This is a genomic window from Cyanobium sp. Lug-B, from assembly GCF_024345635.1.
Lineage (GTDB): Bacteria > Cyanobacteriota > Cyanobacteriia > PCC-6307 > Cyanobiaceae > Cyanobium > Cyanobium minutissimum.
On the sequence record NZ_JAGQBM010000010.1, the window covers coordinates 1 to 22,759 of the forward strand.

32 protein-coding genes and 2 pseudogenes are annotated in these 22,759 nt (G+C 68.9%); 14 read left to right on the forward strand and 20 right to left on the reverse strand.

What is annotated here, in order from left to right:
- Positions 1–743: pseudogene (locus tag KBY81_RS03950) on the forward strand (C-3',4' desaturase CrtD); the annotation flags it as partial.
- A gap of 17 nt (positions 744–760) precedes the next feature.
- On the opposite strand, the gene KBY81_RS03955 reads toward KBY81_RS03950, so the two are convergent.
- The 10 genes and pseudogenes from KBY81_RS03955 to KBY81_RS03995 all read right to left on the reverse strand — a co-directional run bounded on the left by KBY81_RS03955 (position 761) and on the right by KBY81_RS03995 (position 9,501).
- On the reverse strand, positions 761–1,696 hold the full coding sequence (locus KBY81_RS03955) for a phycobilisome rod-core linker polypeptide (RefSeq protein WP_106221858.1): 936 nt from the start codon (positions 1,694–1,696) through the stop codon (positions 761–763).
- 287 nt (positions 1,697–1,983) lie between these two features.
- Positions 1,984–2,259, reverse strand: a complete 276-nt coding sequence (locus KBY81_RS03960) for a hypothetical protein (RefSeq protein ID WP_254975681.1) — start codon at positions 2,257–2,259, stop codon at positions 1,984–1,986.
- Between the two features lie 148 nt (positions 2,260–2,407).
- Positions 2,408–2,689 carry a hypothetical protein gene (locus KBY81_RS03965; RefSeq protein ID WP_106221854.1) on the reverse strand — a complete coding sequence of 94 codons (282 nt, stop codon included), beginning with the start codon at positions 2,687–2,689 and terminating at the stop codon, positions 2,408–2,410.
- Between the two features lie 56 nt (positions 2,690–2,745).
- A complete protein-coding gene (locus KBY81_RS03970; RefSeq protein WP_106221852.1) occupies positions 2,746–3,393 on the reverse strand; it encodes a PCC domain-containing protein in 648 nt (215 codons plus the stop codon).
- Between the two features lie 24 nt (positions 3,394–3,417).
- Complete coding sequence (locus KBY81_RS03975; RefSeq protein ID WP_254975682.1) at positions 3,418–3,987, reverse strand: hypothetical protein; 570 nt, start codon at positions 3,985–3,987, stop codon at positions 3,418–3,420.
- A complete protein-coding gene (locus tag KBY81_RS03980; protein WP_254975683.1) occupies positions 3,980–6,163 on the reverse strand; it encodes a mechanosensitive ion channel family protein in 2,184 nt (727 codons plus the stop codon). Before KBY81_RS03980 ends, KBY81_RS03975 begins: the two co-directional genes overlap by 8 nt.
- A gap of 36 nt (positions 6,164–6,199) precedes the next feature.
- Positions 6,200–6,997 (reverse strand): ABC transporter ATP-binding protein, encoded by a 798-nt coding sequence (locus KBY81_RS03985; RefSeq protein ID WP_254975684.1) that lies wholly within the window; start codon positions 6,995–6,997, stop codon positions 6,200–6,202.
- On the reverse strand, positions 6,994–7,929 hold the full coding sequence (rimK, locus tag KBY81_RS03990) for a 30S ribosomal protein S6--L-glutamate ligase (protein ID WP_396103655.1): 936 nt from the start codon (positions 7,927–7,929) through the stop codon (positions 6,994–6,996). Before rimK ends, KBY81_RS03985 begins: the two co-directional genes overlap by 4 nt.
- A gap of 90 nt (positions 7,930–8,019) precedes the next feature.
- Positions 8,020–8,421, reverse strand: a pseudogene (locus tag KBY81_RS16685) (ATP-dependent zinc protease); the annotation flags it as partial.
- Positions 8,422–8,517: 96 nt separating this feature from the next.
- Positions 8,518–9,501, reverse strand: a complete 984-nt coding sequence (locus KBY81_RS03995) for a glycosyltransferase family 2 protein (protein WP_181280153.1) — start codon at positions 9,499–9,501, stop codon at positions 8,518–8,520.
- 71 nt (positions 9,502–9,572) lie between these two features.
- On the opposite strand from KBY81_RS03995, the gene KBY81_RS04000 reads away from it, so the two are divergent.
- Complete coding sequence (locus tag KBY81_RS04000) at positions 9,573–9,962, forward strand: hypothetical protein (RefSeq protein WP_106221993.1); 390 nt, start codon at positions 9,573–9,575, stop codon at positions 9,960–9,962.
- Here KBY81_RS04000 and KBY81_RS04005 read toward each other — a convergent pair.
- On the reverse strand, positions 9,929–10,471 hold the full coding sequence (locus tag KBY81_RS04005; RefSeq protein ID WP_254975685.1) for a hypothetical protein: 543 nt from the start codon (positions 10,469–10,471) through the stop codon (positions 9,929–9,931). The two genes, KBY81_RS04000 and KBY81_RS04005, sit on opposite strands and share 34 nt — an antisense overlap.
- Before the next feature lie 85 nt (positions 10,472–10,556).
- On the opposite strand from KBY81_RS04005, the gene KBY81_RS04010 reads away from it, so the two are divergent.
- The 4 genes from KBY81_RS04010 to KBY81_RS04025 all read left to right on the forward strand — a co-directional run bounded on the left by KBY81_RS04010 (position 10,557) and on the right by KBY81_RS04025 (position 14,433).
- Complete coding sequence (locus KBY81_RS04010) at positions 10,557–11,660, forward strand: DUF389 domain-containing protein (protein WP_254975686.1); 1,104 nt, start codon at positions 10,557–10,559, stop codon at positions 11,658–11,660.
- Positions 11,661–11,823: 163 nt separating this feature from the next.
- Entirely contained in the window at positions 11,824–12,864 is a 1,041-nt protein-coding gene (pstS, locus tag KBY81_RS04015) for a phosphate ABC transporter substrate-binding protein PstS (RefSeq protein WP_254975687.1), read from the forward strand.
- 275 nt (positions 12,865–13,139) lie between these two features.
- A complete protein-coding gene (locus KBY81_RS04020; RefSeq protein ID WP_254975688.1) occupies positions 13,140–14,129 on the forward strand; it encodes a DnaJ C-terminal domain-containing protein in 990 nt (329 codons plus the stop codon).
- Positions 14,122–14,433 (forward strand): chaperone modulator CbpM, encoded by a 312-nt coding sequence (locus KBY81_RS04025; protein ID WP_216910599.1) that lies wholly within the window; start codon positions 14,122–14,124, stop codon positions 14,431–14,433. The genes KBY81_RS04020 and KBY81_RS04025 overlap by 8 nt, the downstream gene beginning before the upstream one ends.
- A gap of 4 nt (positions 14,434–14,437) precedes the next feature.
- Here KBY81_RS04025 and KBY81_RS04030 read toward each other — a convergent pair whose 3' ends face one another.
- The 3 genes from KBY81_RS04030 to KBY81_RS04040 all read right to left on the reverse strand — a co-directional run bounded on the left by KBY81_RS04030 (position 14,438) and on the right by KBY81_RS04040 (position 15,616).
- Complete coding sequence (locus tag KBY81_RS04030; RefSeq protein WP_254975689.1) at positions 14,438–14,947, reverse strand: DUF3368 domain-containing protein; 510 nt, start codon at positions 14,945–14,947, stop codon at positions 14,438–14,440.
- Entirely contained in the window at positions 14,911–15,279 is a 369-nt protein-coding gene (locus KBY81_RS04035; protein ID WP_254975690.1) for a UPF0175 family protein, read from the reverse strand. Before KBY81_RS04035 ends, KBY81_RS04030 begins: the two co-directional genes overlap by 37 nt.
- A 76-nt stretch (positions 15,280–15,355) precedes the next feature.
- Positions 15,356–15,616 (reverse strand): hypothetical protein, encoded by a 261-nt coding sequence (locus tag KBY81_RS04040; protein WP_254975691.1) that lies wholly within the window; start codon positions 15,614–15,616, stop codon positions 15,356–15,358.
- A 171-nt stretch (positions 15,617–15,787) separates the two neighbouring features.
- Here KBY81_RS04040 and KBY81_RS04045 point away from each other — a divergent pair, with 171 nt between their 5' ends.
- A complete protein-coding gene (locus KBY81_RS04045; protein WP_094584985.1) occupies positions 15,788–16,027 on the forward strand; it encodes a DUF433 domain-containing protein in 240 nt (79 codons plus the stop codon).
- The gene (locus tag KBY81_RS04050) at positions 16,028–16,348 is read left to right on the forward strand and encodes a DUF5615 family PIN-like protein (RefSeq protein ID WP_254975692.1); all 321 of its coding nucleotides are present in this window, start codon (positions 16,028–16,030) and stop codon (positions 16,346–16,348) included. It begins immediately after the preceding gene.
- 40 nt (positions 16,349–16,388) lie between these two features.
- On the opposite strand, the gene KBY81_RS04055 is transcribed toward KBY81_RS04050, so the two are convergent.
- On the reverse strand, positions 16,389–16,907 hold the full coding sequence (locus tag KBY81_RS04055) for a hypothetical protein (protein ID WP_254975693.1): 519 nt from the start codon (positions 16,905–16,907) through the stop codon (positions 16,389–16,391).
- Positions 16,908–16,969: 62 nt separating this feature from the next.
- Between KBY81_RS04055 and KBY81_RS04060 the strand changes: the two genes are divergently transcribed.
- Entirely contained in the window at positions 16,970–17,629 is a 660-nt protein-coding gene (locus KBY81_RS04060) for an alpha/beta family hydrolase (protein ID WP_254975694.1), read from the forward strand.
- 1 nt (position 17,630) lies between these two features.
- Here KBY81_RS04060 and KBY81_RS04065 read toward each other — a convergent pair whose 3' ends face one another.
- The 4 genes from KBY81_RS04065 to KBY81_RS04080 all read right to left on the reverse strand — a co-directional run bounded on the left by KBY81_RS04065 (position 17,631) and on the right by KBY81_RS04080 (position 19,605).
- On the reverse strand, positions 17,631–18,170 hold the full coding sequence (locus KBY81_RS04065) for a DUF4236 domain-containing protein (RefSeq protein WP_254975695.1): 540 nt from the start codon (positions 18,168–18,170) through the stop codon (positions 17,631–17,633).
- Positions 18,171–18,421: 251 nt separating this feature from the next.
- Entirely contained in the window at positions 18,422–18,712 is a 291-nt protein-coding gene (locus KBY81_RS04070; protein WP_254975696.1) for a hypothetical protein, read from the reverse strand.
- Positions 18,713–18,803: 91 nt separating this feature from the next.
- Complete coding sequence (locus KBY81_RS04075; RefSeq protein WP_254975697.1) at positions 18,804–19,103, reverse strand: Rho termination factor N-terminal domain-containing protein; 300 nt, start codon at positions 19,101–19,103, stop codon at positions 18,804–18,806.
- A 4-nt stretch (positions 19,104–19,107) separates the two neighbouring features.
- Positions 19,108–19,605 (reverse strand): hypothetical protein, encoded by a 498-nt coding sequence (locus KBY81_RS04080; protein ID WP_254975698.1) that lies wholly within the window; start codon positions 19,603–19,605, stop codon positions 19,108–19,110.
- A gap of 156 nt (positions 19,606–19,761) precedes the next feature.
- Here KBY81_RS04080 and KBY81_RS04085 point away from each other — a divergent pair, with 156 nt between their 5' ends.
- The 5 genes from KBY81_RS04085 to KBY81_RS04105 all read left to right on the forward strand — a co-directional run bounded on the left by KBY81_RS04085 (position 19,762) and on the right by KBY81_RS04105 (position 22,140).
- A complete protein-coding gene (locus KBY81_RS04085; protein WP_254975699.1) occupies positions 19,762–20,250 on the forward strand; it encodes a hypothetical protein in 489 nt (162 codons plus the stop codon).
- A 107-nt stretch (positions 20,251–20,357) separates the two neighbouring features.
- Positions 20,358–20,693: a hypothetical protein gene (locus KBY81_RS04090; RefSeq protein WP_254975700.1), complete on the forward strand. Its 336-nt coding sequence runs from the start codon at positions 20,358–20,360 to the stop codon at positions 20,691–20,693.
- A gap of 77 nt (positions 20,694–20,770) precedes the next feature.
- The gene (locus KBY81_RS04095; protein ID WP_254975701.1) at positions 20,771–21,055 is read left to right on the forward strand and encodes a FitA-like ribbon-helix-helix domain-containing protein; all 285 of its coding nucleotides are present in this window, start codon (positions 20,771–20,773) and stop codon (positions 21,053–21,055) included.
- Positions 21,052–21,327 (forward strand): PIN domain-containing protein, encoded by a 276-nt coding sequence (locus tag KBY81_RS04100; RefSeq protein WP_254975702.1) that lies wholly within the window; start codon positions 21,052–21,054, stop codon positions 21,325–21,327. Before KBY81_RS04095 ends, KBY81_RS04100 begins: the two co-directional genes overlap by 4 nt.
- A 186-nt stretch (positions 21,328–21,513) precedes the next feature.
- A complete protein-coding gene (locus KBY81_RS04105; protein ID WP_254975703.1) occupies positions 21,514–22,140 on the forward strand; it encodes a hypothetical protein in 627 nt (208 codons plus the stop codon).
- Positions 22,141–22,277: 137 nt separating this feature from the next.
- On the opposite strand, the gene KBY81_RS04110 is transcribed toward KBY81_RS04105, so the two are convergent.
- The gene (locus KBY81_RS04110) at positions 22,278–22,694 is read right to left on the reverse strand and encodes a hypothetical protein (protein WP_254975704.1); all 417 of its coding nucleotides are present in this window, start codon (positions 22,692–22,694) and stop codon (positions 22,278–22,280) included.
- Positions 22,695–22,759: the final 65 nt, after the last annotated feature.

Below are 22,759 nucleotides of genomic sequence, written 5' to 3' on the forward strand. Positions count from 1 at the left end.
AGGAGCGGCCCGGGGGCGAGTGGCGGATCGCGGGCCGGCGTGGCGGTGGCCCCCCCGGCGCCAGGAACCCAGCGGGGGAGGCGTTCCACCTCAGCGCCCCCGCGGTGGTCGTCAGCCTGCCTCCCCAGACCCTGCCGGCCCTGCTCGGGGATGCGCTCCCCGCCGGCTACCGGCGGCGGCTCGAGGCCCTGAGCGAACCCAGCGGTGCCCTGGTGTTCTACGGAGCCGTCGAGCGGGACCGGCTGCCGCCGGGGTGCCCCAGCCACCTGCAGCTGGAGGCCCCTGACCCCGGCTCCCTGTTCGTGTCGGTCAGCCAGGAGGGGGACGGTCGGGCGCCCGCCGGGCGCGCCACGGTGATCGCCAGCGTGTTCACCCCGGCCCGCCCCTGGTTCGGCGGGGACGAGGCCGCCTATCAGGCGCAGAAGCAGCAGGCGATGGCCGCCATCCAGGGGGGCCTGGAGCGGCTGCTGGGGGTGGGGCCCGCCGACTGGCTGCACGGGGAGCTGGCCACCCCCCGGGGCTTTGCCGGCTGGACCGGCAGGCCCTGGGGCTATGTGGGCGGCCTGGGCCAGCACCCCAGCCGCTTCGGGCCCTTCGGCCTGGCCAGCCGCACCCCCCTGACGGGGCTGTGGCTGTGCGGCGATGCCATCCACCCGGGCGAGGGCACGGCCGGGGTGAGCCTCTCGGCCCTGATGGCCTGCCGCCAGCTGCTGGCCGGGCGGGGGGTGGACCTGCGGCCCTGACCCCCCGCCACAGGACCTCAGTTGACGCTGACGCGCACCACCCGGCCGCCGAGACGCTGCACCCGCTGCAGGGCCTCGTTCATGCGGCTGTAGGGCACCCGCATCACATAGGCACCGCTGCGCACCACGGCGTTGTTCACCAGCCCGGTGGCGGTGATGGTGGCCACCCGGCCGCTGGGGGAGCTGGTGCCACGCACCCCGGCCGACACCACCAGGGCCTCCTCGCGGTGGCCGCGGGCGGGATCGGTGCTCTGGCCGCTGCGGGAGATCGGACCATCGACGCTGGCTCCGCCCTGGGCCAGGTTGGCCTGGAAGAAGGATTCACCGCTGAAGCGGGGACGCAGGACCGTCACCGTCACGGCCCGGTCCTGGTGCAGGGCCCGGCCCAGCTTGAAGCGGGTGCCGGCGCTGTCTCCCTTCACCGACGCCGCCGCCCCGCCGGCCAGCTGCATCAGCCAGGAGAACTGCTGCCCCTGGTGGCCGGCGGAGTAGTCCCAGCCGTGCAGATAGGGCACCACGTCGGAGCCGAAGCGCTCCTGGTACTCGGGGCTGTCGATATAGGAATCGATCTCGGCGTCGTAGCCCTGCTCCTGCAGGATCGTGAAGTGGTGCAGCATCTCCGCCTTGTTGTGGGGAGCCCGGCCGAGGAGATGCTTGTGGTTGAGTTCGATGAAGCGGTAGGGATTGCAGTTCTCGAAGAAGCGGGAGCGATACAGACCGCTCCTGGCGAGGGTGCGCACGAATTCCTGCACGGTGAGATAACCGTTGCGGAACAGGGATTCGGCACCGGTGAGGCGCTCGCTCTGCATCACATACTGCTGGCCCAGCACCTGCTGATACACCAGGCGGATGATGGCGTCACGATCCTGCTGGGAGGCTTTTGACCAGTTCTCCTTGTTGCGGTCATCGGCGAAACGCTCGATGCCAAGGGACGGGGCTTGGACCAGGGCCATGGGGGAAACAGGGCAAAGGGCAGAGGGAGGAGCATCGCCGGGGGCGGCCCACCTGGCGGATTCAGACAGGAACCGGTGCGGGGGAACAGCGGGACGTGGTTCCCCGGAAGGCCGTGCCCGCCGACGATGTCAAGCTGCGATTCTCAGCGGATTCCCCTGAATTCAGCCAGAATCGTTACAGCGCTCAGTGCCAGGAAAAGGATCCATACATTCCTTCACCACGAAGGATGACGCCTGCACCACGAAAGATTGCGAAAGAAAACGCAGGCGCCAGCGCACGCCCCTCCTCAGGAGGCGATCCGGTCGGCATCGTTGCGGTCGGCATCGTTGCCGCGGCGCTGGACCTGGCGCAGGGGCCGCCGATCCGCGTCACGGCTGAGGCTGGAGCGGGAAAGGACCGGCAGTTGCAGGGACGGGGCGGGGCTCGCCGCGTCCTGGCAGAGGCTGGCCCAGACGGTTTCAAGGGCGGCCAGCTCGTCGGCCGGAGACCAGCCCGTGGCGGACGGTCGTGCTTCCCCCGATGGGCGGTTCTGGCGCCTGGGCTGCGGGAGCTCGATGGTCACCTGTCTTCCCACCACCTTTCTGACCCTTGTACAACATCCGGTGGCAGCGTCCAGAGGGGAGGCAACACAAGCTGACGAAAGAAATTCTGAAGACATGACCACGGGGAAAACGCTGAAATCCGCCTGGAACCGCCCCAACCCCCCGGGGCTACTCGTCGCTGGGCAGCAGCACCAGGGTATGGAGCTGGTCGGTGCCGAGACCATGGGTGAGGATCCACACCTGCAGTCCCTGACCGAGATCAAAGACGCTGCGCAGGGATCCCTGCTGCCGGTAGGCGGCGATGGTGTTGTCACGGGCGTCGCGGGCATCCACCACGCCCCAGTCGCCCCGGCGGTGCCGGGACACCAGGCGCTGCAGGGTTTCAGCATCCACCCACTCGCGCACCTCCGGACTCACGTCCACCGGGCCGATGGCGAGGCGGGCAGCCATGACAGTCGCGTCTCTGGTGTTGAACCTAGGCCGGGCCGGGGCGGGGGGTCAGCCCCTCAGCGCAGGTGGTCGAGCTCACCGCGGCCGTGACGATCGGCCAGGGCGTCGTAGCCGCCGATGGGCTCGCCATCGATGAACACCTGGGGCATGGAGGCCAGGCCGCTGCGCTTGGCCACCGCCGCCCGCGCCGCCGCATCATCGGCGAGCTGGACCTCATGGGGGATGCCGAGGGTGCGCAGCATGCGCAGGGCCCGTGCCGAGTAGGGGCAGCCGCTGCGGACGGCGATCTCCACCCGGGGATGGGACGGGGCGGCGGGAGCGCTGGGGCGGGCCGCCGCGGCCGCCACGGCCACCGAGGGATCCCGGGGGGCTCCGGCCTCCGGCAGGAACCCCACCAGCAGGTCGGCACCCCTGAGCACCAGGCTGCCGTGCTCGAGGTGGCCGCCCCACACCTGGCAGTCGCCGTCGGAGAGACTCAGGTGCAGATGCACCCCCTGGGGCGCCACGGTGCCCTGCAGGGTGATGATCTCCAGGTGTCCCTGCAGCACGGTGGGTTCCTCCAGGCCCGGACACTGGAAGGCCGCCTGGGAGAGGTCACCCACCACGCCGAGCACGAACCCGGAGGCGCCGGCGTTGATCGCCAGCTGCTCAAGGCTGGCGCGCAGGTCACTGCCCGGGCCGAGATGCAACGGCAGGGGGTGCATGGCGGACCGGGACGGGAGAGGGGGTCAAGGTAAGTCCTGGACGTCCGTCGCCAGCGGCACCAGGCGGCAGCGCAGCAGGGCCAGGGCCTCATCCGGCAACCCCAGAAAGCGGTCCAGCCAGCGATCGCCGCTGGGGGCGATGGTGGCCACGCCCACCAGCACCGCCCGACCGTCGCCGTCGAGGGGCTGGCCGCTGGCCCGGTGGCGGCGGCCCTGCACCGGGCCGGTGACGAGCGTGGTGGCGACGATCAGGTCGGGGGCGCGGTAAAGGCTGCCGATGGCGAAGCGGAAGCGGGCGGCGAACTCCAGCGCCATCGCCCCGGTGGCGCCGTCGAGGCGGCCCTCGAGTCGCTCGGGGTGGATCGTGATCGCCAGTCCGGGGGGCAACGGCAGACCCAGGAAGCGGGTGGAGCGCCCGTCGAGCGGCGGGATGCTCAGGCCGGTGGGAGCAAAGTGGAGGGTGCCGGTGCCGGCGGGATCCGGCGCGGCGAGCACCCCCAGCCCGCCGCCGCCGCGGGCGTCGTAGCGGAAGCGGGGATAGGCGCCGATCGCCAGGCCGCAGCCCGCCTGGGTCTGGAGCGTCAGCTCAGGCATCGATCTGGACCTCCGCCTGGGTGGGGTAGGGGATTTCGATCCCCTCGGCGGCGAACAGGGCCAGCAGGGCCCGGTTGAGGCGGGCCACCTCGTCCTTGAACGCGGCGTAGGTGGGCTGGGCAGAGCGGTAGTCGTAGGTGAAGTCGTAGCTGAAGTCGCTGATGGCCATCAGGCGACAGGCCCGGAAGGCCGCCAGGGGCTCGCGCGCGAACAGGGAGGCGATCAGCTCCGGGATGCGCTGGAGCTGTTCGGGGCTGGTGGTGTAGGCCACGCCGATCACCATGCGGGAGCGGATCACCTGATCGAGGATCTGGCGCAGTCGCAGCAGCACCGCCTCCCGCAGGGTGAGGTAGTCGGTCCAGCTGGGGGCGTGGATCTGTCCGCAGCAGCGCAGCAGCAGGTCCCCGTCGTCCGTCGCCTGGTCGAGGAACACCTGGGCGGCGGACAGTCCCGGCAGATCGGTGAGATAGAGACGGCCGAAATGCACCAGGTCGTCCAGCTGATCGGGCGTGAGCTGCGCCGGCAGGGGCAGGTGCAGCTCGAAGACGTGCAGCACCGCATCCTGCGCCTGACCCGAGCGCAGGGAGTAGTTGACGATCGTCTCCTCATCGACGACCGAGTTGGGGATGGTGATGCGGCTCTCGTGGGTCTGCAGTTCCAGGGACCGCAGCCCGATCTTGGTGACATAGCCGAGGTTGCTGCCGATGCGGCAGAACTCCCCCACCCGCAGGGGACGGTCGGTCTGGATCGACAGCCCGGCGAACAGGTTGCCCAGCAGCTTCGAGGCGCCGAGACCGATGGCCAGCCCGGGCACGGCGGAGAAGGCCAGCACGGTGGAGGCCGGCAGGCCCAGCAGGATCAGCAGCCGGTACATCAGGGAGATGCCGATGACGGCGCCCAGCACCCGGCAGACGGGCATCACCAGGTTGCTGACCCGGCTCAGCTGCAGGGCGTTGCGCCGTCCTCGCAGGATCGTGATCCACTCCGCCAGGCTGCGGCCCAGGGCTTCCATCAGGAAGAAGCTGAACAACCCGGCCCAGGTGAAGTACAGCGTGTAGAGCAGATACATCAGCACCTGCAGCGGCAGGCCGGTGACGTTGACGTCCTGATCGAGCACCAGTTCCACCAGACGGGTGATGGGCAGGGCCACCCCCGCCAGCAGCACCCGGTGCCAGGCGATGTTGTCCAGTCGCCAGATCTCCATGGGGGTGAGGCTCCTCCGGGCGGACCGTTCGGTCATCCGATAGGTGCCCAGCAGGGCCAGCACCAGCCGGAACTGCACCAGGGCGAAGGCCGCCATCACCGCCAGCCCCAGCCCGATCTGGAACACGGTCTGGTCCCAGAGATGGGTCTCCAGCACGTTGCGGCGCAGGCCCTCGGGGAGGCTCAGGTACCACTTGGGCGGCAGGATATGGCCGGGTCTGAGGCTGAAGGCGTCATAGATGGCCGGCGTCAGCAGGCCGGCAGGGCCGTCGGAGGGGGCTCGCTGCGTCCTGATCTCCTCGTAGAGACCGGGGATCTGGGCCACCGTGGACGCCGAGAACCGGTAGCCGCGATCACGGCCCTCTTCCGTCCCCTCGTCCGTGAGGGTGATGGAGGTGCCCGGGATGGTCCAGCTGGCGCCGGGATTCACCCGTTCCCCGTTCAGGGCCTTCATCCCGGCCGCATCAGGGATCTCGAAAGGCTTGCGGCTGTGGGTGAAGACGTAATCGAGGATCACCTTGAGCTTGAGGGCATATTCATCGGCGAAATCCGCCCGGATGCTCTGGGGAATCTCCGACACATCCAGGGCCTTCACCGCCTCCTCGAAGTAGCTGTTGATCAGCGCCAGTTCCCGGCGCACGGCGCTCGACCAGAACAGCCCGGGTGTGGCCGCCGCCCTGGCCTCGATCCGGGCGATGTCGCGGCTCACCTGGGCCATCACCACGTAGAAGTTGAGCAGGGTGGCCCTGGGGCTGTCCCCCACCACCTGGTTGAGGGGGGCATCGGTCCATTGCTGCTTCAGCTCCAGCAGCTGGCCGTGGAACGGCTGGCTGGCCAGGGGCACATAGGTGTTCCGGCCCGCGCCGGCGGCGGGGGCCCCCTGGCCGGCGGAGAGCGCCGCCGGGGACAGGCCCAGCAGCGGCAGCAGGCAGGCGATCAGGAACGCCAGCAGCGGTCGGAGCAGAAGGGGCACCCGGAAGCCGCGGCACATGTCCCGCATGATGGCGGCTCAGTCCGCCGGCAGCACCTGGCGGTAACCGTTCGCCTCGCACACCCGCAGGGGGGTGGCGAACAGGGCGCTGAGGGGGGCGTCCTGCAGGAGAGCGTCGCTGGGGCCGTCGCCCACCACCCGGCCCTCCCGCAGCAGCACGCAGCGGCGGATCTCGGGAAGCACCGCCTCGATCTGGTGGGTCACCAGCAGCAGGGTGGTGCCGGCGCGGGCCAGGCCGCGCAGGATCGCCAGCAACTGGTGTTTCGCCTTCAGATCCAGACCATTGGTGGGTTCATCCAGCACCAGCACCTCGGGGCCGTGCACCAGGGCCCGGGCCAGCAGCAGGCGGCGCCGCTGGCCCTCGGAGAGCTGGCCGTAGGGGTGCCCGGCCAGATCGGCCAGCCCCAGCTGCTCCATCAGCTCGGCCACGCGCCGGCGCTGGGCACCGGTGGCCACCTGGCTGCGGCCGATGCCCACGGAGCCGAAGAAACCGGAGAGCACCACATCGTCGGCGGGAACCCGGCCGACGTAGGCGGCGTGGAGGTCCTGGGACACCAGGCCGATGCGGCTGCGCAGCTGCCAGAGGTTCACCGTTTCGCTGCCGAAGATCCGCAGGCAGGAGCCGGGCTTCACCACGGGGTAGAGCTCGCGGCTGAGCAGCTTCACCAGCGAGCTCTTGCCGGAGCCGTTGGGGCCCAGCACCACGGTGTTCTCGCCGCGGTGCAGCCGCAGGGAGAGGTCCTCGAAGACGCGGCGGGGCCCCAGCCAGGCCTCGACGGCCTCCAGCTCCAGGTAGGCCGATGGGACGGTGCTCATGCAGGGGCCAGGGGCTGGGCCTCTTTGACGCCCTCCGGCCCCGTGGAGCGGCCCCAGCCGAGCTTGCGTTCCAGCTGGCGGATCATCTTGCCGGCCAGATCCAGGCCGGTGGCGGTCTCGATCCCCTCGAGCCCCGGGCTGGAGTTCACCTCCAGCAGCAGGGGACCGCGGTGGGAGCGCAGGATGTCGACACCGGCCACATCCAGCCCCAGGGCCTTGCAGGCCTTGACGGCCATCTGTTTCTCGGGGGCATCGAGCTGCACGGTCCGGGCCGTTCCCCCCTGGTGCAGGTTGGCCCGGAACTCCCCCTCGGCGGCCGTGCGCTCGATGGCGGCCACCACCTTGCCGCCGACCACGAAGCAGCGCAGGTCCGTGCCGCCGGCCTCCTTGATGAACTCCTGGACCAGCAGGTTGGCGTCAAGGCTCTGGAGGGCATTGATGACGCTCTCGGCCGCCTTCTGGGTTTCGGCGAGCACCACGCCCTTGCCCTGGGCCCCCTCCAGCAGCTTCACGATCAGGGGGGCGCCGCCCACCATGCGGATCAGGTCGACGGTGTCGAGGGGGGAATCGGCGAACCCCGTCACGGGGGTGTTGAGTCCGGCGCGCACGAATTCCTGGGAGGCGAACAGCTTGTCGCGGGAGGCCGTGATCGCCTGGGCACTGTTGAGGGACGGCACCCCCATCGACTCGAACTGCCGCGTCACGGCGCAGCCGTAGAAGGTGACGCTGGGGCGGATGCGGGGGATGACCGCATCCACCGTGCCGAGCACGTCGCCGCCGCGGTAGTGGACCTCCGGGTTGCGGGGATCCAGGCGGATGTAGCACTGGCGAATGTTGAGGAACTGCATGTGGTGCCCCCGTTCCTCGCCGGCCTCGATCAGGCGGCGGTTGCTGTAGAGATCGGGGTTGCTGGCCAGCAGCACGATCCGCAGGCCGGCATCGCGCGGGCGGACGTGGGCATAGAGGGCCCGGCTCTCCTCGGCGCTGAGGCTGCGCAGGTGCTGGCTGCCCTCCGGATCCACCAGGATCCGGCCCACCATCGCCTGCCGGCCGAGCAGCATCCGGTAGCCCATGGCATCCCGGTTGGCGAGCGTCAGCTCCACTTCCCAGCTCTGCTCGCCGAGCACCAGCCGCTCCCGGATCACGTAGCGGCTCTCCGGAACGCCGCTGGTGTTGCGCACCTCACGCCGGGCCACCACGGGGGCCTCATGGCGCACCACCACGACCCGATCGCCCTGCAGGGGGTGCACCTCGAAGCTCACCCAGGGCTGGCCGTCCCGCTCGAAGGGAACGATGTTGATGGCGTGGAGGGCGGAGGTGGCCGCACCGGAATCGACCCGGGCCTTGATCGCCGGCAGCCCGGCGTCCGGGAAGCTGCACCACTCCTCGCTGCCCACGATGATCTTGCCGTCGACGCTGTCCATGGCTCCGGGGCGGGGGGCGTGGGACGGGCCCACGAAGACCCATGCTCGCCGGCCGTCCCGGGGTTGTCGACGGTCACCGGGGGCTGGCCGGATCGCTCAGCGTTCGCGGACGGGAGCGGGGGACAGCTGGCGGAGCACCTGATCCAGCTTCTCCCGCCTGTTGAGGGTGGTGCCGTAGTCGCCGAAGAGGATCGACAGCGCCGGCATCGTGCGGGATCCGGTGGCGCAGACATGGCGGTGCTGGAACACGAAGCGCAGCCAGTGCCGGCACACCGGGGCCGTGGCATCCAGCTGGTGCTTCTCCGCCATGTGGGCCACGCTCCGGCGGGCCCAGTCGCTGGACCAGCGCCGCTGGAAGTACGGCAGATCGGAGGGGAGCAGCTGGTCGGGCGATGGCGGGATGTAGCTGACCTGGCTGGCGGGCTCGAAGAACATCGACCCTCCACTGCTGGCAACGGCAATCGAGAAATCCGTCTCCTCGGCCATGCTCAGCAGGGCTTCGTCCAGGGGTCCGTGCCGGGTGAAGAAATCGGTACGCACCAGGACACAGTGGAATTCGTTGAGTTCGGTCGGACCGGCCACCAGGGGCTGGTTCACCTTGGCCAGCGGCAGATGGTTCCAGGGACGCCGTTCGGTCAGCCAGCGGCGCCCGTTGGGCATGGACTTCCAGACCAGCTGCCCGCCGGCGTGGTGGACGACGCTGAAGGCCTCATCTTCGAACGTCAGGGGGCAGACGGCCGTGCAGCCGTGGCGCTCGGCGCAGGCCACCAGAGCCTGCAGCCAGCCGGGCCTGACGATCACGTCGTTGTCGATGAAGACCAGATAGGGCGTCGTGACGTGGGGCAGGGCCAGGTTGCGGGCGGCATTGGGGGAGAGGTGCTGCTCGCTGCGGATCAGGCGGACGTTCCCCTCCGCCGCCCGCCGCTGCAACGCCGCGGCCAGGTCGGGGGGGGAGTTCCCGTCGATGACGATCAGCTCATACGGAGGGTCGGTGTTCCGTTCGATGGAATCCAGCGATCGCAGCGCATAGCTGAACCGTTCACGCGGAACGACCACCACCGTGACGTCGGCATGGCCCAAGGCCCGATCACCATCTGAATCCATTCCTACAGGAGATCCAGCAGGCTGGGGGTTCTGTACGAGAGATGGTCATGGCGGAGGCTCCCTACCTGGTGGCGCTGGCCCTGCTGGAGCAGGAGGGGACCCGGGCCCTGCCCCTGAACGGCAAGTCGCTGGCCGTGGCGGCGGCGGAGGCCCCGGATCCCGGCGACGACGGCCGCACCCTGGTGCTCGAACTGCTGCTGCGCCTCTGGCAGCGCAGCGAGGAGGGACCCCTGCGGCGCGCCGCCGGAGACAGCAGCCTGCTGCTGGTGGAGCTGCCGCTGGAGGCCCTGCAGGAGCAGCTGCCCCGGCTCAAGGCCCGCTGGGTCGGCGGCGGCAGCACCGCCGCGTTCCACACCGAGCTGGGAGCCCTTGCGATCCGGGGCTGGGGGGTGTCGATCGCCCGCTATGAGCCAGTGCGCTTCACCGCCTGGCCCTGAGGCGCGCCGGCCGGAGAAACCGGGGCCGGCGGGACGGCCGGTGGGGGAGCGGCTGAACCGCAGAGCTCGTCCACGAGGCGAAAGTAATCGGACGGGTCCCGGCGGGCCATCACCCGGGCCTCGGCCTCCCGCTGCCAGCGCTCCCCTGCATAGAGCCTGGCCAGATCGCGCTGGTCGCGCCGACTCAGGCCCCGGCGCAGGTCGTCCTCGCCCAGGAACGGGGCGCCCCGCAGACAGCGGGACTGGACCCCGTGCCACCCCTCATGCAGCAGGGTGTCGGCGAGGTTGCCGCGGGGACAGACCACGATGCGGCGGCTCTCGCGCAGGTAGAGCCCGTACAGGCCCCGCTCGGCGCAGCGGGGATGGCTGCCGAGCACACGGAAGCCGCGCTGCTCGAAGGCCTCGACCAGCCGCTGGTAGGGCCAGCTGTCGGCCCGGGCCGCCGAGGGCACAAGCAGCGCCAGGGCCAGCGGCCAGAGGGTGGCCGGTCCCGGCCTCCACCGTGTCATCGAAAGGGGAACGGGATGGCGTGGCTCTGGAACGTATCTCGGCGGGCCATCAGGATGGGGTCCGGTGCGACAGTCCGCCACGGCCATGACCTCCCCCCCCGCCCCTGCGGCCGACGAGCGTCTGGCCGCCCTGCAGCAGGAGTTCGAACACGACGCCAGCTTCAGCCAGGTGTTCGTGGTGCTCACCGTGGGCGCCACCCTGATCGCCAGCCTGGGCCTGCTGGCCAACAGCCCCGGGGTGGTGATCGGCGCCATGGTGGTGGCCCCGTGGATCATGCCGCTGCAGGCGATGGCCTTCGAGATCCTGCGGGGGCGCCTGCCGATGTTCCTGCGGGCCCTGCGCACCCTGCTGCTCGGGGTGGTGATCTGCGTGCTGCTGGCGATGGCGGTGGGCCATCTGGTGGCGTTTCCGAGCTTCGGCAGCGAGGTGATGAACCGCACCAGCCCCAACCTGCTGGATCTGGGGGTGGCCCTGGTGGCCGGGGCGGTGGCGATGTACGCCAAGCTGCGCAAGGACGCCATCTCGGCCCTGGCCGGCCTGGCCATCGCCGTGGCCCTGGTGCCCCCCATGTGCGTGGTGGGGATCCTGCTGTCCTCCGCCGACTGGGCGCAGGCCTACGGGGCGCTGCTGCTGTTCGCCACCAACCTGCTCGGGATCATGGTGGGGGCGATGGCGTCCCTCGGAACCCTTGAGAAGGTGTACCGGCGCCGGCTGTTCCACAGCCGCCTGGGCCTCACCAGCGTCGCCCTCACCGCCCTGCTGGTGATCCCCCTGGGCAGCAGCTTCTTCCGGCTGGTGAACCAGACCCGGCAGGAGAACAAGGCCCAGCAGCTGGAGGCCGCCATCGAGCAGCGTCTGCGCAGCAGCACCATCACCCTCGGCGGCGATCCGGCCATCGACATGGTGGGCCTGAACATCGACTGGCAGCGGAACCCTCCGCTGATCCGGGCCCGGGTGCGGGTGACCGATCCGGAGCTGCCCACGCCCAAACAGGTGGCCGCCGTGCAGGAGTTCATCAACCGCACCCAGGCCCCCCTGCGCTTCCGGCTGGTGATGCAGCGCACCGCCGTGGATCTGATCGGCCCCGACACCGCGCCCAACCCACCCGGGCTGGAGGTGCTGCCGCCGCCCCCGCCCCTGCCGCCCCTGCCGCAGGAGGAGGAGGAGGAGGAGCAGGCGACCGACTAGGGATACCCCAGGGCAGCGGAGGTAAGCCTGACGGCCCCGTCGACGCCTGCCGGAAGACGACCGAGCCCCGCCTGGGTGGTGACCATAATGTTTCCATAAAGACATTCCTGAGCGCGTCGCTTAGGAGTGGAGGCTGTCAGGAGGCCTTTCCATGCATCGCCGAATGGTTTCGATCTCCCTGCGCAGCCGGTCTGTGCGCCTTGCCGCACCGGCCTCCATCGCCCTGATTGGCCTGGTGGCCACATCCTGCGGTGGCGGGGGGGGAGGCGGCAGCAAATCGCTGCCCTCCATCAGTGGGGCGGGAGCCACCTTCCCGGCCGCGGCCTACCAACGCTGGGGCGGCGATTTTGCCTCGGAAACCGGAAACAAGATGAATTACCAGTCGGTGGGTTCCGGCGCCGGTGTGCGCCAGTTCCTGGCCGGGTCTGTTGATTTCGGCGCCACGGATGAGCAGCTCTCCGAGGAGGATTTCAAGAAAGGTGCCGCTGGTGAGCGTGGCGCCGTTCAGATCCCCATGCTCGGCGGCACGGTGACCCCGGCCTACAACAATCCTGACTGTCCCGATCTGAAGCTCACGCAGGCCCAGCTCGCCGACATCTTCCTCGGCAAGATCACCAACTGGAAGCAGCTTGGCTGTCCTGACAGGCCCCTCACGGTGGCCCACCGCTCTGACGGGTCCGGCACCACCTACGTGTTCACCAACTCCCTGTCCTGTTTTTCCAAGGAGTGGGAAGAGAAAGTCGGCAAGGGCAAAGCCGTGCAGTGGCCTGTTGGCGTGGGTGGCAAGGGTAATGAAGGCGTAGCCGGTTTGATCAGCAACACCCCAGGGTCCCTCGGCTACCTGAACCAGGCCTACGTGCAAGGCTTGATCAAACCCGCCAAGCTCCAGAACAAGGCCGGCAACTTTGTGCTCGCCACTGGGGAAAGTGGTGCTGCCGCCCTGAACGGAATCAAGCTTGATGAGCGTCTGGGTGGGGAAGAATGCAATCCCGCCGGTGCCGACAGCTTCCCGATCGCCGCCTTCACCTGGATCCTCGCCTACCAGAGCGGACAGGGGAAAGAAAAGGCGGAGGCCGTGCGCACGTTCCTGACCTGGGCCCTGCAGGAGGGACCCCAGGCCACAGCCGCCGAACTGGGCTACGTGCCGATCAAAGGCGAGGTGCTGGAGCGGGCCAAGGCCGAGATCGCAAAGATCAAGGAATGATCCCCAGCCCCATCCCGCAAGAGTGCTGAAGATCAGAAAGGGGGCTGGGCCCCCTTTTTTTCACCCTCGCCAAGGGAACACCGGACGCGTCAGGGCGTGGTTCGTCGCCGCCTGGAACCGGCCGTCAGCCGCTTCCAGGCGGCGGGGCACCCGCATCGCCCCCGGATCGCTTGGCGTGGCCCACCGAGGCATGGAGAAAGACCATCGCCGCCGGGGCGATCAGCGGGGGCATAGGAGGATGGCCCCGATCCCGGGCACCGGGCAGGGACGCTGCGATGAAGTTCAAGGACTACTACGCCAGCCTGGGGGTGGAGCGAGGCGCCAGCGCCGAGGAGATCAAGAAGGCCTACCGAAAACTGGCGCGCCAGTACCACCCCGACGTGGCCAAGGAGGAGGGCGCCGAAGAGACGTTCAAGGAGATCAGCGAGGCCTATCAGACCCTCTCGGATCCGGAGAAACGCCAGGCCTACGACGACCTCGGCCGCCACCGTCCCGGCGATGAGTTCCATCCTTCGCCGGAGTGGGAAACCCGCTTCTCGCGCGGCGGCGGCCGTCAGCAGGAGGTGGACCTGGCCGACCTGTTCGAGCAGATGGGCTTCGGCCGGGGCGCAGGCGGCTTCGGTGGCGGGGGCTTTGGTGGCGCCGGCGGCCCCCGGGGGCAGGGGGCCGCGTTCCCGATCCGCGGCCAGGACGTGGAGGTGGCCACCGAGCTGACCCTGGAGCAGGCCGCCCATGGCACCGAGGTGGCGTTCTCGCTCAGCGTTCCGGTGCTGGGAGCTGATGGCCGGGTGGAGAAGCAGAGCCGCAGCGGCCGGATCCGGGTGCCCCGCGGCGTGGTGGAAGGGGAGCGGCTGCGGGTACCCGGCAAGGGCGGCGACGGCATCGCCGGCGGCGCCCCCGGGGATCTCTACCTGGAGGTGCGGCTGGCGCCCCATCCCCGCTTCAGGGCCGTGGGACACGACCTCTACCTGGAGCTGCCGATCGCCCCCTGGGAGGCCGCCCTGGGGGCCGAGATCAGCGTGCCGAGCCTCGATGGCCCGGTCGCGGTGACCCTGAAGCCGGGGATGCGCAGCGGCCAGAAGCTGCGCCTGGCCGGCAAGGGCCTGCCCCACCGGCGCGAAGGGGCGGGCGATCTCTACGGTGTGATTCAGATCGTGCTGCCCGAAACGATCGGCGAACGGGAGCAGGCGCTGTACCGCGAACTCGCCGAAGCCTCCGCCTTCAGCCCCCGCCACCACCTCGAAGCCCCCCCCACCGATGGCTGACGACCTGCTGATTCCCGACGACGACGAGGGGTGCACCGTCGCCCTCGAGGAGTTGCTGGCCGCCTCCGGGCTGGGCCACGAGGAAGTGATCGAACTGGTGCAGTTCGGGGTGTTCCGCTGCGCCCAGCATGCGCCCGTCTGGACCTTCCATGTGCGCACGGTGCGCCTGGCCCGCCGCGCCGCCCGCCTGCGCGACGACTTCGGCCTCAACGTCTCCGGGATGGCCCTGGCCCTCACCTACCTGGAGCGGATCGAGGCCCTCGAAGGGCGGCTGCGGGAGCTGGAATCGCAGTTGCCGCGGTGAGGGTTCAGCTGACGGAGTCGTCGTCGATCTCGCCACAGCGCTTCAGAACGGTGGTGATCACGGCCGGAGCGATGCGGAAATCACTGTTGTGCAGCGCATCAAACACTTCCCGGGCCGAAGGAATCAGGCCCCGCAGACGGGCCAAGCCGATGACCGCGGCGGTGCCGGCAACCTTCAGGCCGAGCTCGTGGGCAACGGCCCTGCCGGCCCGTTCATCGATCAACAGCAGCACCGGTCCGGGTCTGGAGAGGGCCAGGCGGATGCCGGCCGCTTCGCCTTCGTCGAGGTCGGGCAACGCCGGACCCCCAGCAGGGTCCGGCGTGATCGTCAGCCAACCGGCCTCAACCGCGGCGGTGATCCTGGCTTCCTGATCGGTGAACCTGCCGGTGAGCACCCCATCGGCCACGGTGGCGGGGAGGAGCAAGGTTCCGAACAGCTCGCGCAACCAGTCGATCCCGTTGACCTGGGCCAGGCCGATCAGGGGGCTGGCGTCGCTGATGACGATTGCAGCCACTGCTCCAGGGTGTCGAGATCGGCGCGGCTTTCGGCTTCCGTCAGGCGGATCGCCGCGATGCCGAGGCGCGAGAGATGGGCGATGAAGGTGGCGGTGTCCATGTCGGCCACGCGGGCGGCCCTGGCCAGGGAGAGCTCGCCTTCGCGGATGAGGGCCGTGGCCAGGGCTGGCCTGACTCCCGGCGCCTGCAGGAGACCTTGCTGGTCGAGGCCCATCAGCAGCGCGTCGGGATGGTCGCGGTTGAGCACCACGACGATGTCCGTCTTGGCCTGGCGCAGGGCCTCAGACGGATTGTTCTTGAGGCCACTGACGCTCACGGCACGCATGGCCATCGCTACAGGGAAGAACCAATAGGACAAGCCCATGGCCTATTGCCATGGGATGGAGTGAGGGGCTGGTGGCGCCCGCTTACAACCCCACCTTGCGGCGGCCCCAGACCATGCCGGCCGCATAGCCGATCGCCGGCAGCAGCAGCCCGAGGTTCAGGGGGATCTGCACCACCAGGGCGATGCCCACCAGCCAGGGAACGAGCAGAAGGCACCCGAAGGCCAGCTGGCTGAAGCGCGAGCGGCGCGCCAGGCGGCCCGAGCCCTGCACCAGGCGGGGCACGCCCTTACCCAGGCCGTAGCCGAGCAGCACAGTGACAACGGTGAGCAGGATCGCGCCCATGGTTGGAAGGCAGGCTCTCGGATTCTGGTGCCAGGGGGGAACGACTGGACGGCATGACCCTCTGGATCTGACCCTGCGCGATTGGCTGGAGCTGCCGTGAAGAGACAGCCGCGCCACGACCACCCACGGGCGAGCTGTTTACCCTGAAGACGTCGGCTGCCGGCTGGACCCATGGCCACTGGATCGGATCTGGACTGGGCGGATTGTTCAGCCGTGGAGCACGATCCACTGCGCGTTAGTGGTGCCTGGGTGTTTCGCGGCTCCCGGATTCCGGTGGCGGCCCTGTTCGAAAATCTGGAAGACGGCGTTTCCCTTGAGGAGTTCGTCGAGCTCTTTCCTGGCGTCAGCGTCGCGCAGGCCCGTCTAGTTCTGGAGCATGTCGCCCGGAGCACGGCGGCGACGGTGGTCTGAATGCGGATCCTGTTCGATCAGGGGACACCGGTTCCCCTGCGCAGGTATCTGGAAGGCCACGTCGTGGCCACGGCCTACGAGCTGGGCTGGTCCACCGTCACCAATGGCGAACTGATCCGGCTGGCGGAGCAGGAGGGTTACGAGCTGCTGATCACGACCGATACCAACCTTCGTTATCAGCAGAACCTCCAGGACCGCAGCATCGCGATCCTGGTCCTGACCACCACCAGCTGGCCAAGGATTCGCCGGGCCACGCAAGCCATCCGGGCTGCTGTTGCGACCACCATGAGCGGCGATTACAGGAAACTGTTGATTCCCTGAAGCCGCCAATCGCCCCTGCCCTCCGCCCGCAGGTTCGCCCCTATTCGCAGACAGGCACGAAGGGCACCGCGATCGTGGCGATCGCGCTCTTTTCGGCAAACGCACCGAGCACCTGCTTGCCGCCCCGGTTCACCGTGACGAACCGCCCGGCGAAGGTCTCGTCGTAGACCGAGGTGGCGGACAGGCCGGCGGCGCGGGCGCGCTTGAGCAGATCGTTCACGGTGCCGCCGGGAATGGCAACGCCGAACGTCGTCCGCACCCCGGCCGTGAAGGCGAAGACCCGCAACGTGCCCCGTTCGAACTGGGCCGTGCCGACGATGCCTGCCGGCGCCTTGGGCCCTTTGAGCTTGTAGACGACAGGCAGCGGCGGCCCGCCGAGCTCACAACCGGGGCCCGGATCGGAGAGCCAGCCGGTGGCGACGGCTTCGGCTCGGGTCATGCCGAGACGCAACGGGCCGATGCCGTCGAGGCGGAGCAACGGGGTGGATCCGCGTCCATCGGCCCATGCCGATCCGGGCACCAACGCCGATCCGGGCGCCAACAGCAGGAGGGCCCCCATGGCCCCCAGCCGTGAAGCGCGACGCAGCGCGTGGTCGATCCGGCGTGTCATGGTCTGACTGTATGGGCGCCAGCTCCGACCCCCGCCTGATCGACGGCCCCGACGACGCGCCGGCCACCGTGCTGCTGGCCCATGGGGCCGGGGCACCGATGGACAGCCCGTTCATGGCGGCGATCGCCGGCGGCCTGGCCGCGGTGGGCTGGCGGGTGGTGCGCTTCGAGTTCGGCTACATGGCCCGGATGCGCGAAACGGGCCGCCGCCAGGGGCCCGAGCGGATGCCGGTGCTGCAGGAGGCGTTCCGCCAGCAGGTGCGGCTGGAGACGGGCGAGCGCCCGCAGCGGCCCCTGTTCATCGGCGGCAAGTCAATGGGCGGGCGGGTGGCCAGCCTGCTGGTGGATGAACTGGCCGCCAGCGACGGGGTGCGGGGCTGCCTGTGCCTGGGCTATCCCTTCCACCCGCCCGGCAAGCCGCTGCAGCTGCGCACCGAGCACCTGGCCGCCCTGCGCACGCCCACCCTGATCCTGCAGGGGGAGAGGGACACGTTCGGCCGCCGCGAGGAGGTGGAGACCTACAGCCTCTCGCCACAGGTGCAGGTGGAGTGGCTGCCTAGCGGCGACCACAGCTTCAAGCCCACCCGCAGCTCGGGGCTGAGCGAGGCGGAGAACTGGGCCACGGCGGTGGCATGGAGTGATCGGTTTGTGCGGGGGGTGCTGGGGGGGTGATCTATCCGCCGGCTTGGTCGCTGAGCCAGCCCCGGGCGTTCGCCAGACGCGCCGCCGCCTGCACCGCCTCCACGCAGCGATGGGACCGGCGCTTGACGTCATCCTGGCTGCGGGCGCGGAGCAGGTAGGCCTGCAGCGCTTCCGGCGTTTCGATCACGGCCAGCAGGCCCTGGGTGCGGATGCCGATGGCGGGATCGGCCAGCAGGCGGGTGATCAGGTTGTATTCCCAGAGCCGGTGGCCTTGGGTGCCGGCCGCGAACAGCTGCTCCTGCAGCAGGCCCAGGCACTCCTGCTGGAAGGCGTCCAGCTGGCCGGGCCGCAGGCGGCGGCTGTTGGGCAGGCCCGCAGCGGGGCCGTGCTCGACGCTCCAGCTCAGCCCGGTGCCCGGCAGTCCCACGGTGGTGCGGGCGCCACCGGAGCGGGCCACCGGGATGTTGAACGACGCCCCGCGGCCCCCCACCGAGATGGAGCTGAGGCCGCTGCCGGCGAAGTTGAAGCGCAGGGGGCCGAGGCGGGCGCTGCGGCGGAAGCGGAAGGACATGGGGCGGCAGGGCTGAGCGCAGATCATGGCCAGGGATGGAGATACAAGGTTCCGGCAAGTCGCCATTCACATCAAATGGCGCCCGCTGGAACTGTCCTTCGCTGTTGTCATCCATGCATCGGAAGGCCACGGCTTCGGCATGGCTTTCCAGCCACACATCCACCTGATCCAAGGGGGTGCTCGGGAACACGTAGCCGCTGATCGCGCCGCACGGCACCACCGCCTCGTCCAGCCGGGTGATGGCCGTGGGATCAACCTGTGGCGCCCGCCCGGCTCACGGCCGCCCGCGCATCCCATCGAGAGACTGCACCAGTTCCCCTGCTGCTCCGGATGTTGCAGTTGCTGCAGGGTTTCCAGCCGGGGTGGCGGTTGGCAGTCTCCAGCCAGTGCCGGATCAGGAACGTTCGGGTCCTGCCGATCGCCTGGGCCATGTCCTGGGCCGCCAGTCCCAGCTTCTCACCGGCGCGCTGCAGCACCTTGCGCAGCAGGACGATGTCATTGATGGCGCTGGTGGTCTCACTGGCTCTGGCCTGAATGGCCACCCGCTTCCTCGTTCGCCGTTCCAGCGTGCCTCAGTCGCGGCCATTCGGAATCCATCGACATCGAACAAGGCGGCTCGCCTCCGATGACGCTTCACTCCACCCCCAGGTGGGCAGCGATGCGCAGTAGCAGGGCCTCCATGCGATCCAGGCGGGCCTCCAGCCCCATCGGTTTGCTTTCCCGCAGGGCGGCTGGTGCCGATGGCCCTGCCCGTAGCCGGCGGATCAGGTCAGCCTTGCGCAGGCCACTGGTGCCCTTGATCCCCCGCTGGCGGCAGTGCTCCTTGAGCTGCTTGATGGTGAGCTCTTCCAGCCCATCGGCCGGCAGCGCCCCATCCAGTTCCCGCAGCAACCGGGCATCCGCCTGGGCCAGCTCGCGCAGATTGCTGCGCAACGCCTCAGCGATCCTGCCCATCGTCCTGCTCGGCGTTGGTCTCAAGGGCGCCCCGGAGGGCCTGCTGCCGGGCCGACAGCTCTTCGAACCGCTCCTTGCCGAGCCGCCAGCGGTTCAGGAAACGGATCACCGCCTGGACCAGTCTGGCGATGCCGCCGCCGCCGCTGTACGCCCGCCGGCCCAGCTGATACTCGCCGAAGGCGACGCTCACCTCATCGCCCGCGTCCTCCAGATGCTCCACCACATCGGTGACGATCTCGAGCATCGCGTAGGCCTCCGCCTTGACGCTCGCCTCCCGCATTGCCAGGGCTCGCAGCCGCTGGCTCAGCTCGCGCAGTTGCTCACCCTGGCGTTCAGCCCGACTTCGGTGGATGCCGCGGCTGATCATCAGGCTCTTGTAGTTGCCGCGCAGCTCCAGATAGATCTCATCCAGCCGGTCCCGCTCCAGGGCCTTTGGATCGCTGGGATAGGCCGTCGTAGGCGGCAGGGCCAGGGCAGACATGGCGGATCTGGGAGGGGTCGGGGAGGTCCATCCTCGCGTCAAGACCTGCGTGGCGGAGCATGGAACCCACGGCTGCGCATCGTGCGCCGGAGGCCCAAAGCCCTCCCCCTGCTCGCCCCCCACTGCCAGGATTCAATGCAACACCGGCACGCCGTCATGCCCCTGCCCCAGCTGATGCCGCTGTTGCTGGCCGGGGCGATCGCCCCCTGCCCGGCTCCCGTGAAGGCCCAGCTGGATGGCCTCTACCGCTGGCATGTGGCAGGGCAGGAGCGTCCCGGTCCGACCGAGATCAAGAGCCAGCAAGGCCGCTTCACCCCTGGGCTGTACCAGAAGCTGCGGCGCGCCTACGGGCTCGATCCGGCCAGCGGCCGATTTGTCGACTTCGATCTGTTCAGCGGCACCCAGGTGTCGACCTTCGGCGCCAAGGTGCTGGGCTGCACCGCCCTATCCGGCGGTGGGCTGGAAGCCCGGGTGGCGGTGCAGGCCGGCCTGCGCAACCGCCCCTCGGAGGCGCCCCAGCAGCTGCGCTATCAGCTGGTGCGCGGCCCTGCTGGCACCTGGAAGATTGCCGACATCGTCTACTCCCATCCGGCCGGGTTCCGCCTTTCCAGCTACCTGGCCGAGCTGTTGGGACCCAAGTCCTGAAGGCTGCTGTACCCCCGCTGTGTTCCGCCTCGCCACCACCGGGGGACGAACCGCTGCACAGGCCTGGGGCAGTCAGGGTCAGACTTCACAACCCATGCTCCGAAACGATGGCGCACCCGTCAGTCGCGCAGATCGCTCGCCTGGGGCGCCAAGGGGTGGCCCTGTTCTTCGTGTTCATGCTCAGCGCCGAGCTGCCCAGCCAGATCTTCCACCTGGCCCAGCACCTGAGCGGGCAGGGGCAGGACGCCATGGCGGAAACCCTCGAACACCTCGGGGTGCTGGTGGTTTACGCGGTGGGACTGGTCTGCGCCCTGTTCCTGGCCCAGCAGGAACTCTGCCGCACGCGCCTGCTGGCGTCCTACCCGCCACACGAGCCCGTCCCCCTCGCCATGCATGTGCTCGGCCTGGTCTGGGGACTGCTGGCGGTGGTCCTGCTGCGCTGAACGGGGCGCGTTCAGGCTGTGCCAAGACCCACCGCTCGAAGCTGACCGCCAGAGCTAGCGTTGCAAGCACTGACAGCATGGCCTGCGCGGACCTCGTGATGTCAAGCCTCACGATCCGCAACCTCGACGACGCCACCAAGGCCCGGCTGCGCCTGCAGGCCGCCCGCCACGGTCACTCAATGGAAGAGGAGGCCAGGAGGATCCTTCGCCAGGCGGTGCTGCCGCAACCCGCTGGCTCTGACAGCCCAGGTCTGGGGAGCCGCATCCACGCCCACTTCGCCGACCTCGGTGGCGTGGAACTGGATCTGCCCGCGCGGGTTTCCATGGCGGGGGCCGCCGTGTTCACCGAGGAGCCAACGTGATCGTTCTCGACACCCATGTGATCGCCGAGCTGATGCGGCCCCAGCCGGAGCCGGCGGTGCTGGCCTGGGCGGATGGTCTCGTTCCCGCGGAGGTGGGCATCACGGCGATGAACGAAGCGGAGATCCTGCACGGCCTCATCCGGCTGCCGGAGGGTCGCCGCAAACAGGCCCTGCTGGAGAGCTGGCAAGCGTTGGTGACGGCCCTGCTTGGCGATCGCGTGCTGGCCTTCCACCGGGAGGCCGCCCACTGGTATGGCGAGCCGATGAGGTGATCGCCGCCACCGCCCTGGCCCAGGGCGCCCAACTGGCCACCCGCAACGTGATCGACTTCAGCGGCCTGGGCCTTGATCTGATCAATCCCTGGGACCAGCCCGAACCTCTCCAACCAAAGCAGCAACAGTGCCACTGCAACTGTAAGGGCAGGTTGGAATGCGCGCCCCCTCGCCCCAGGCCGCCCCATGACCGATCTCCATCCAGTGGCCCAGCGGTGGCTCGACCAGCTCACCACCAGCACCCGCAACATCGACAGCCTCGTGGCGGAGGGATTCCAGGGTTGTTCCCTGCTGGATCTCCTGCCCTGGCTGGACGGGGGCCAGGGCCTGGCCGCCATCGAAGCGATCGACTGGGTGAAGAGCCGGCCGGACGAGGACGGTGACGTGGCGCTGATGACCGTTGACGCGGAGGGGTTGGACAGGCTTCTGGAATGGATGCTCGAAACCCGTGGCAGCTGCCCGATGGTCTACGCACTGGAGGAGGACATCGTGGTGCCGGACGGGATTACCTTGCTGCGCCCCACGGCCTACAACCTGCCGAAGGGTGTGACCTCCGAGGAGGTATTCGATGAGGAATTCAGCGAGAACCTTTCCGCGTTGTTCGCGGCCATCAAGGACTCCTATGGGAATCACGCACACCTCTACCGGATCGACGATGGCCAGCTGGTGGAAACGATCGAACACGGCCTCTTCCTTGCCGGTCAGTTCATCGATCTCAAGGATGGTGAACTGTTTGACTTCAGCATGGACGCGATCAATCAGCGGATTCGCTACCAATCCACTGGCTGCTATCACGTAGGCTTTTCTGCCTGATCCAGCACAACCGATTGTTCGACTCCGCTTCCGCCACTGTGTTCGAGAGGCAATGGGCACGGCTGATGGGTGTCATGCGTACCTTGGGGTGTGCAGGCATGGAGTGAGGTCTTGGGCTGTTGGGTTGGGCTTCAAGATCACTGATCTTCCTCATACCAGACTGAGTTACGCCCATTGCTCTTGAATGCTTCAGTGAAGGCACGAGCATTCCGGAAGGCGACGACGATACGCCCTTTCTCGACGCATTCCTGTACGTGGGCGCGAGCAGCTTCTATGGAATAGGAGTCCTTGTCTTTGGAGTGTTTGAGCATCTCGTGCTCGACGTACTCATCAAAACGCTTTCGGTCCATCACGTGCGTCGCCATCGGATCAATTTCAGCGGCAAGCATGAAGTGACGCCCATGGAGCGTGCCGATCCTCAGGATGCGCTCATGGCGTACCCGGTCCAGCGATGCGAGCCAGAACCCAGTGATTCCATGGCGTGAGCCAGATGGCTTGGCCAGGACAGAGTCGACCACCGCATCAGCCAGCCGAGATTTAACGTTGAACGACATAGGTTTCTCCGAGGGGGCAAGTCAGTGACACGATGGATCAGGACGGGCTGTTCCTGAATGCATTG

Coding starts and splice junctions, on each gene's coding strand:
- KBY81_RS04060 (WP_254975694.1), top strand. CDS start 16,970: ATGGGCGCCAGCTCCGACCCCCGCCTGATCGACGGCCCCGACGACGCG.
- KBY81_RS04065 (WP_254975695.1), bottom strand. CDS start 18,170: ATGTCCTTCCGCTTCCGCCGCAGCGCCCGCCTCGGCCCCCTGCGCTTC.
- KBY81_RS04035 (WP_254975690.1), bottom strand. CDS start 15,279: ATGGCCATGCGTGCCGTGAGCGTCAGTGGCCTCAAGAACAATCCGTCT.
- KBY81_RS03965 (WP_106221854.1), bottom strand. CDS start 2,689: ATGGCTGCCCGCCTCGCCATCGGCCCGGTGGACGTGAGTCCGGAGGTG.
- pstS (WP_254975687.1), top strand. CDS start 11,824: ATGGTTTCGATCTCCCTGCGCAGCCGGTCTGTGCGCCTTGCCGCACCG.
- KBY81_RS04020 (WP_254975688.1), top strand. CDS start 13,140: ATGAAGTTCAAGGACTACTACGCCAGCCTGGGGGTGGAGCGAGGCGCC.
- KBY81_RS04025 (WP_216910599.1), top strand. CDS start 14,122: ATGGCTGACGACCTGCTGATTCCCGACGACGACGAGGGGTGCACCGTC.
- KBY81_RS04010 (WP_254975686.1), top strand. CDS start 10,557: ATGACCTCCCCCCCCGCCCCTGCGGCCGACGAGCGTCTGGCCGCCCTG.
- KBY81_RS03955 (WP_106221858.1), bottom strand. CDS start 1,696: ATGGCCCTGGTCCAAGCCCCGTCCCTTGGCATCGAGCGTTTCGCCGAT.
- KBY81_RS04005 (WP_254975685.1), bottom strand. CDS start 10,471: ATGACACGGTGGAGGCCGGGACCGGCCACCCTCTGGCCGCTGGCCCTG.
- KBY81_RS04105 (WP_254975703.1), top strand. CDS start 21,514: ATGACCGATCTCCATCCAGTGGCCCAGCGGTGGCTCGACCAGCTCACC.
- KBY81_RS03970 (WP_106221852.1), bottom strand. CDS start 3,393: ATGCACCCCCTGCCGTTGCATCTCGGCCCGGGCAGTGACCTGCGCGCC.
- KBY81_RS04050 (WP_254975692.1), top strand. CDS start 16,028: ATGCGGATCCTGTTCGATCAGGGGACACCGGTTCCCCTGCGCAGGTAT.
- KBY81_RS03985 (WP_254975684.1), bottom strand. CDS start 6,997: ATGAGCACCGTCCCATCGGCCTACCTGGAGCTGGAGGCCGTCGAGGCC.
- KBY81_RS04045 (WP_094584985.1), top strand. CDS start 15,788: ATGGCCACTGGATCGGATCTGGACTGGGCGGATTGTTCAGCCGTGGAG.
- KBY81_RS04090 (WP_254975700.1), top strand. CDS start 20,358: ATGGCGCACCCGTCAGTCGCGCAGATCGCTCGCCTGGGGCGCCAAGGG.
- KBY81_RS04040 (WP_254975691.1), bottom strand. CDS start 15,616: ATGGGCGCGATCCTGCTCACCGTTGTCACTGTGCTGCTCGGCTACGGC.
- KBY81_RS04085 (WP_254975699.1), top strand. CDS start 19,762: ATGCCCCTGCCCCAGCTGATGCCGCTGTTGCTGGCCGGGGCGATCGCC.
- KBY81_RS04080 (WP_254975698.1), bottom strand. CDS start 19,605: ATGTCTGCCCTGGCCCTGCCGCCTACGACGGCCTATCCCAGCGATCCA.
- KBY81_RS04095 (WP_254975701.1), top strand. CDS start 20,771: ATGGCCTGCGCGGACCTCGTGATGTCAAGCCTCACGATCCGCAACCTC.
- KBY81_RS04055 (WP_254975693.1), bottom strand. CDS start 16,907: ATGGGGGCCCTCCTGCTGTTGGCGCCCGGATCGGCGTTGGTGCCCGGA.
- KBY81_RS04000 (WP_106221993.1), top strand. CDS start 9,573: ATGGCGGAGGCTCCCTACCTGGTGGCGCTGGCCCTGCTGGAGCAGGAG.
- KBY81_RS04110 (WP_254975704.1), bottom strand. CDS start 22,694: ATGTCGTTCAACGTTAAATCTCGGCTGGCTGATGCGGTGGTCGACTCT.
- KBY81_RS03975 (WP_254975682.1), bottom strand. CDS start 3,987: ATGCCTGAGCTGACGCTCCAGACCCAGGCGGGCTGCGGCCTGGCGATC.